Annotated in this window: 7 protein-coding genes; 5 read left to right on the forward strand and 2 right to left on the reverse strand. The window is 58.3% G+C overall.

Features of this window, described 5'->3' with window-relative positions; translation table 11 throughout:
• Positions 1-56: 56 nt before the first annotated feature.
• Positions 57-1868 carry a threonine--tRNA ligase gene (gene thrS, locus NW843_RS11620; RefSeq protein ID WP_414406755.1) on the reverse strand — a complete coding sequence of 604 codons (1812 nt, stop codon included), beginning with the start codon at positions 1866-1868 and terminating at the stop codon, positions 57-59.
• A gap of 207 nt (positions 1869-2075) precedes the next feature.
• Between thrS and NW843_RS11625 the strand changes: the two genes are divergently transcribed.
• Complete coding sequence (locus NW843_RS11625) at positions 2076-3803, forward strand: HD domain-containing protein (protein ID WP_414523019.1); 1728 nt, start codon at positions 2076-2078, stop codon at positions 3801-3803.
• A gap of 17 nt (positions 3804-3820) precedes the next feature.
• Here NW843_RS11625 and NW843_RS11630 read toward each other — a convergent pair whose 3' ends face one another.
• The gene (locus tag NW843_RS11630) at positions 3821-5506 is read right to left on the reverse strand and encodes an S-layer homology domain-containing protein (RefSeq protein ID WP_414523020.1); all 1686 of its coding nucleotides are present in this window, start codon (positions 5504-5506) and stop codon (positions 3821-3823) included.
• A gap of 309 nt (positions 5507-5815) precedes the next feature.
• Between NW843_RS11630 and psbE the strand changes: the two genes are divergently transcribed.
• From psbE to NW843_RS11650, 4 genes are all read left to right on the forward strand, one after another.
• Complete coding sequence (gene psbE, locus NW843_RS11635) at positions 5816-6061, forward strand: cytochrome b559 subunit alpha (protein ID WP_011433109.1); 246 nt, start codon at positions 5816-5818, stop codon at positions 6059-6061.
• A gap of 76 nt (positions 6062-6137) precedes the next feature.
• A complete protein-coding gene (gene psbF / locus NW843_RS11640) occupies positions 6138-6269 on the forward strand; it encodes a cytochrome b559 subunit beta (protein WP_414356645.1) in 132 nt (43 codons plus the stop codon).
• 5 nt (positions 6270-6274) lie between these two features.
• A complete protein-coding gene (locus NW843_RS11645; RefSeq protein ID WP_011433111.1) occupies positions 6275-6400 on the forward strand; it encodes a photosystem II reaction center protein L in 126 nt (41 codons plus the stop codon).
• Positions 6401-6541: 141 nt separating this feature from the next.
• Positions 6542-6661, forward strand: a complete 120-nt coding sequence (locus NW843_RS11650; RefSeq protein WP_011433112.1) for a photosystem II reaction center protein J — start codon at positions 6542-6544, stop codon at positions 6659-6661.
• Positions 6662-6781 lie beyond the last annotated feature (120 nt).

Consider the following 6781-nt stretch of genomic DNA (forward strand, 5'->3'; position numbering starts at 1 on the left):
TTTCAGTATAGTTGAGCTTATTATTGACTAGAGTCATGCTCCATTGCCGCAACCGGCTAGTTGAGCGCCTGCACCTGATCCAGGAAGTCTGCCACCGTCAAGGATCCCAGCTCCTGTCCATGGCGCTGGCGCACGCTCACCGTTCCTGCCGCCTGTTCCTGTTCCCCCACGATCAGCATGAAGGGGATCCGGGCCTTCTCGGCATTGCGGATTTTCTTCGGCAAACGATCGCTGTCGGCATCGATGTGGACGCGGATCCCCTGCTCTCGCAGCTGATCCCGCACCTGGGTGGCGTAGCCCAGATACTGATCGGAAACGGGCAAAATGCGCACCTGTTCCGGGGCCAGCCAGAAGGGAAAATCCCCAGCGTATTCTTCGATGAGGATCCCAATGAGTCGCTCCAGCGAGCCAAAGGGAGCACGGTGAATCATCACCGGACGCTGCCGGGATCCGTCCTCAGCTACGTATTGCAGATCAAAGCGCTGTGGGTTTTGGTAATCCACCTGCACCGTGCCCAGTTGCCACTCCCGATCCAGGGCGTCGCGGAAAATAAAATCCAGCTTTGGCCCATAGAAGGCTGCTTCGCCGATCCCTTCAAAATGGGGCATCGAGAGCTTCTCTACAGCGCGACGGATGGCATTCTCGGCCCTGTCCCAGTCCTCAGGGGATCCCAGATATTTGTCAGACTTGGGATCGCGGAAGCTGAGGCGGGCGCGAAAATCTTTGAGTTTAAGCTTGTCGAAGACCACCAAAATGAGATCGACAACCTTAAGAAACTCCTCCTCCAGCTGATCGGGCCGGACAAACAGGTGGGCATCGTCCACCGTAAAGCCACGCACTCGCGTCAGACCTCCCAATTCCCCCGATTGCTCATAGCGATAGACGGTGCCGAATTCGGCATATCGTAGGGGCAAATCGCGGTAGGATCGCAGCTCGGATTTGTAGATTTGGATGTGAAAAGGACAGTTCATCGGCTTCATGACAAAGCCCTGTTCGGCTGCGCGATCCTGCTCATTCTCCGCCATCATGGGGAACATATCTTCCCGGTACTTTTGCCAGTGGCCGGAGATCTTGAACAAGTCCACACGGGCAATATGAGGGGTAACCACCGGCAGGTAGCCCCGCTTGAGCTGCTCCTGCTTGAGAAAATCCTCCAGCACCCAGCGTAGGGTAGTTCCTTTCGGAGTCCAAAGGGGCAAGCCCGGACCCACTTCATCGGAAAACAGGAAGAGACCCAGTTCTTTGCCCAGCTTGCGGTGATCCCGCCGTTTGGCCTCCTCCAGCCGCCGCTTGTATTCCTTCAGCTCCTCTGGGGTCTCCCAGGCGGTACCGTAGATGCGTTGGAGCTGCGGCTTGGTCTCGTCCCCCCGCCAATAGGCGCCGGCCACGCTGAGCAGATCGAAAGCTTTGGGGTTGAGCTCTTGGGTGTTTTCCACGTGGGGACCGGCACAGAGATCCCACCATTCATTCCCCAAGTGGTAAATGCTGATGACCTCCCCTTCGGGAATGCTGTCTAAGATCTCCAGCTTGTAGGGTTCTCCGAGGGCTTCGATGCGGCGCCTGGCCTCTTCACGGCTCACCTCCTCGCGGATCACCGGCAGGCCCTTTTTGATGATTGCCTGCATCTCTTTTTTGATGCGATCCAGATCTTCCGGCGTGAAGGGCTCGGGATGGTCAAAATCGTAGTAGAAGCCGTAGTCGGTTGTGGGGCCGATGGTCACCTGGGCCTTGGGAAACAGCTTTTGCACCGCCATAGCCAGGACATGGGAAGTGGTGTGGCGGATGCGCTCCAGTTTGGGAGACTCGTGAGTGCGCAGCAGTTTGAGGGTGCTGTTGGCCTTCTGAGGTGATTCGGCTGGCTGAGACATCGGAACCTGCTTCGACAACAAAGAAAGAACAGTGAAGAAATGGATATCCGTGTCCCTATCTTAGGCTGGGGCGAGAACGGCAGGGATCCCCAGCTAATCAATTCCCCTGTTTGCCGAGTCAACCGCGAACCTCACCTCACGACTCGGCCCGGAACAAGGGGGGAAAGTACACAGTATCCTAAAGGGGTTGACCCCCTTACCCGAGCCATGATCTCTTCGCCCACCAACTTCACGGAACGCTCTGTCACCTCTGCTTCCCCAGTTTCCGAAACCAGCCCGGCTTCTCGTTCTGAATCTTGGGCGGCCCCCGTTCTGGCGGCCATCGATGTGGGCAGCAACTCTCTCCACATGGTGGTGGTGCGCATCAATCCCCGTATCCCTAGCTTCACCATCATCTCCCGCGAAAAAGCCACCGTCCGGCTGGGGGAGTTTTGCAGCCAGACGGGCGCCCTCACGCCTGCAGCTATGGAACGGGCCCGGACGGCTCTGGAGCGGTTTTGCCGCATTGCTGAGAGCTTTCAGGTGCAGGATATTGTTGCCGTGGCTACCAGTGCTGTGCGCGAGGCCCCCAATGGGCTGGAGTTTTTGAAGCGGATTGAACGGGAGCTGGGCCTGCGGGTGGAGTTAATCTCGGGGCAGGAAGAGGCCCGCCGCATCTACCTGGGGGTGCTCTCGGCGATGGAGTTCCACAACCGGCTGCACGCGGTGGTGGATATTGGTGGCGGCTCCACCGAGCTGATTTTGGGCAATGGCCAAGAGCCGGAGTTTCTGCGCAGCGTCAAGGTAGGGGCAGTGCGTCTGACCCAGGCTTTTTTGCACCACGATCCGCCCACTTCTGGCGAACTGCAAGCCCTGCGCCAGCACATCCGCGGCATGCTGGAATCCCCCATCGAGCAGATGAAGCGGATCCTTGCCTCTTCACAACAACAGGGATCCCTGCCTTTGGTGGGCACCTCTGGCACCGTCGAGTGCCTGGCCCAGTTGGATGCCCGCCGTCGGTTGGGCGCTCTCCCCCATCGCCTGCAGGGGTATGAGTTCAGCCTGGAAGCCCTGCGCGGCTACATCAAAGAGCTGCGCTCCCTCACGGTGGCCGAACGGCAAAAGCTGCCCGGCCTGGGGGAAAGGCGGGGGGAGATCATCCTAGCCGGGGCGGTCATCTTGGAAGAAGTGATGACCCTGCTGGGGGTGGAGCGGATCCAGTTTTGCGAACGGGCTCTGCGGGAAGGGCTGATCGTGGACTGGATGATCGGCCAAGGCTTGATTGAGGATCGGCTGCGCTACCACAGCTCGGTGCGGCGGCGCAGCGTCCTCAAGTTGGCGGAAAAATACCAGGTGGAGATCCCCTATGCCGAGCGGGTGGCCGAGTTTGCCCTCAGCCTTTTCGATCAAACCCGCGGCATCCTGCATGGCTGGGGATCCCGGGAGCGGGCTCTTCTCTGGGCGGCGGCCATGCTGCACAACTGCGGCCACTTCATCAGCCATGCCGCCCACCACAAGCACTCCTACTACCTGATCCGCCATGGAGAACTCTTGGGCTTCAACGAAGAAGAGGTGGAGGTGATCGCCAACTTGGCCCGCTACCACCGCAAGTCGCCCCCCAAGAAGAAGCACGAGAACTTCCAGCGCCTCAGCGACGAGCGGGATCGCCAAGTGGTGCTGGAACTGAGCCCCCTGCTGCGCATAGCCTGTGCTTTGGATCGCCGCCGCCTGCAGGCCATTCAAGCCCTGCACTGCCGTTTTCAGCTCCTGGGAGAAGGCCCCCGCCGCATGGAGTTGATTTTGGATCCCAGGCATCCCAAGGACGACTGTGCCCTAGAGTTGTGGAGCTTAAACGAGAAGAAAAAAGTCTTCGAGCAACAGTTCAACCTGCAGGTAATCCCCAAGCTCTCTACCCAGATCCAGCGCAGCGCCGATCCCTTTGAGGCAGCAGTTTAGCCTTCTCGGGGATCCCGCTAAGGGGCAATGGTAATGGGCGAGGGGCTGGTTTGGGTGGTCTTTTGGCCCCCTCTTTGCAAAATCACCTCGATGATGCCGTTGTTGACCGGCTGCATGTTGAAGGGCAACTGCTGCTGGGTTTCGTATAGGCCCGGCGCCACCTCCCGCATTTCGACTTCCGGCGTTACCCCAACAATCCGAAAAGCAGCCCGCCCCCCCGGATCCCCTCGCATGGTGACTTTGAGAATTTCTCCCATGCGCAGATTGGTGCTGTTGGTGGTGACACTGAAAATCTGGGGCAGTCCCGTGGCGACGGGTGCGGAAACCGGCTGAATGGTGGAGCGGGTTCCTCTGGAGCCATCGATGGAAAAAGGAAAAATCTCCCGATGTTCCTGGCTGAGGCCGTCCTTGGTGAGCACAATCCTCAAGGTGGGATTGTTGGCCTGGTGGGTGGGGGCTACCACGTAGGTGCCTTCGTAGTGGTTGGGTCGTACCTCCCGCATCGGCTGGTTCAGGGCCAGATTCCCCAGATCAAACTGGGCGATCCCTCCAGATTCCCCCCAAATGGCAATGGTGAGAATGTCCCCTTCCACCAAGTCGCGCTGGGGATCCAAGCGAATGGCCTCAATGCGCGGATAGCGATTGCCGGCTGCAGTCAGAGGGGCTGGCTGCGGCAGAGGAGCTGGGGGCGGAAACACCGACTCCACCGGCGGGGGAGCGACATTGCCCAAGGCCAGTTGAGGTAGCCGCCGTTGAACGCGGGTACTGACGCCATTGAGGGTCAATTGAATGCTGATGTCGGGGCTGAGGGCGCTGTCCTGAGGGCTAAGGCTGTAAACTGCGCGGTAATAGCCGGGCTGCACCTCTTGCATCGGCAGACCCTGAACCACGCCGCCGATATCGACCGTAGCCCTGCCGTTGGGAGTGGCCTGCGCTTCAATGGTCAAGGTTCCCCCTGCAGGAACACTTCCTCCCTCGGGAGTGATCCGCGTTTGGAAGATTTCGGGTTGGACGGTCTCGGCCACCGGAGCCGGGGAGGGACGCAACTGGGCCACAGGGGGTGGCAAGGGCGGAAGCTGACCGCGATACACCAGGGCCTGATGCAACAACACCGCCCCTTCTGCTCGCCTCAGCACGCGATTGGGCTGAAGACGGGCCGGATCCGGCACATTCACCAGCAGCCCCGCCTCGCCTGCCATGGCCACAAAAGCCCGCCCTACCTCCGGCACATCAGCCGCATCGGTGTACAGAGCCATCCAGCGCTCAATGTCGGCCTGGGTGGGAGCAGGCAATTGCAGAGCCCGCACCAAAATGGCCAGGGCTTCCAGGTGGGTGATATCCCCTTGCGGGCGAAACTCGTTGCCCTCGTATAGGCGCATGGCCCCCGCCTGCAGCACGGCTTGGGCAGTCCAATAGTCGGGGGTGTTGGGCTCCAGGTCGCGAATCTCCTGCACCTGGTTGGGATTGGGAATGTAGCCGAAAAACTCCGTCAGCCACTGGGCCAATTCCAGACGGGTCAGGGTGGCCGACAGAGGTTCTCGGGTGATCACCACATCTGTCTGACGTTCCAGAGCCGCCACGTAGGGGTCGGTCCAGGCCAGCGAGGCTTGCTGCTCCACCCCTTGGGACCAAGCCGGCAAGCTGACACCCGACCAGCCCAGCGTCCAACACAAGCTCAGAGCTAGGGGCCACGAGCACCGCATAGCTGTCACTCCTGTTCCAACAACATCCCCTCAGGGCCAGCTTATCTCAAACTTCCGCCCCATCCTCAAGCCCTCGATGCCCCTTGGGATTGCGCCCTTTGGCAGTGAGATTCTGAAAACTCGGGTAAGAAGGTTCGCCGCAGGGATCCCTTAGGAGATTTTACCTATGCAAGACGGGATCCGGCTTGACAGCAAAGGGCCTAAGCAAGGGTCTCGTAACTTGTAGTTGTGCATCCAAATCCTTATCATTGTGTTATAGACTCAGAAAGTTCAGAAAGCACTTTTGCCCCTACCCTAGGGAGGAGTTTCATGGCTGGCAGCACCGGAGAGCGACCTTTTGTCGATATCATTACCAGTGTCCGCTACTGGGTTATTCACGCCCTGACCATTCCCGCTTTGTTTTTGGCAGGCTGGCTTTTTGTGAGCACTGGCCTGGCCTATGATATTTTTGGCACCCCACGCCCCAATGAGTATTTCACGGCAGAGCGCCAGGAGTTGCCGATCGTCAGCGATCGCTTCAATGCTCTGGAGGAGTTGGAGAGGCTGACTCGCTAAGGGTGGCTGTGGGCAAGTGGTTCATGCATTGTTGCAACTTGTAAATTGATTGAGCTTTTTGCGTAGGGTGATATCTATGGCCAGTAAATCTGATGAACCCGTTTTTTACCCTGTTTTTACCGTCCGTTGGCTGGCGGTACATACCTTGGCGATCCCAACTGTTTTCTTCTTGGGAGCTATTGCTGCAATGCAGTTTATTCAACGGTGAACCCAATGGCTGATCAACCCGAAAGGAATCCCAACTCCCAACCTGTCGAGCTAAACCGCACTTCCCTTTACTTGGGTTTGCTGCTGGTGTTTGTGGTTGGGCTGTTGTTCTCCAGCTATTTTCTCAACTGAGGCCAGGATCTCACTCTGCTCTTGGAGTTGGGAAAGAGCGCAGGGGACAATGCTGGCTTTTGGCTAGCCCTTGCTTCCCTTTGCTAAGTTTACTGAGAATGTAATTGCTGCTAGTTCTGTCTTTTTTGGAGACCAGTTGCTATGACCAGTCAAGCAAGGATCCCTTTGTGGATAGTGGCTGTGGTTGCCGGTTTGGGTGTGATCACGGTAGTTGGGCTCTTTTTCTATGGCTCCTATGTGGGCCTAGGCTCTAGTCTGTAGGTTTGAGGTTTTCGGTCTGGTAGTAGCCCCCAATAGGTAGGGGTAAAGGGTCCCATGGTTTTTACGACCTAGCCGAATTCAGCTAGAAATCGCAGGAGCCCCGCACTGTACCCGTAGGGT

It is taken from the genome of Synechococcus sp. R5-12 (assembly GCF_047502655.1).
Lineage (GTDB): Bacteria > Cyanobacteriota > Cyanobacteriia > Thermostichales > Thermostichaceae > Thermostichus.